A 233-nucleotide genomic window follows, 5' to 3' on the forward strand; every position below is an offset into this window, starting at 1 on the left:
TGCCAGCGCCGTATTACCCGCACAGCCATTCCCCAGCCGCGAGCTGGGGAGATCTTTGGTCAGCACGTTCACTGCGCCGTTTTTACAAATACCGTCAGCGGTTAAATCCAGATCCGGCCATGCCCCTTCGTGAATGCAAATCACGCCAGGTTTAATTCCCTCGCTAATGACCGCTCCGGCAAGAATTTGCCCGCGTGAGTTCCACAGCCGAACAGTATCGCCATCTTGTATGC

At 55.4% G+C, this 233-nt stretch carries 1 protein-coding gene; it reads right to left on the reverse strand.

Features of this window, described 5'->3' with window-relative positions; all coding sequences use genetic code 11:
- Window positions 1-233, reverse strand: a 233-nt coding sequence (locus tag V5P19_RS24580) for a molybdopterin dinucleotide binding domain-containing protein (protein WP_334408122.1), incomplete at both ends; no start/stop codon positions are given.

Origin of the sequence: Enterobacter sp. UNJFSC 003 (assembly GCF_036903355.1) — a bacterium.
GTDB lineage: Bacteria > Pseudomonadota > Gammaproteobacteria > Enterobacterales > Enterobacteriaceae > Enterobacter.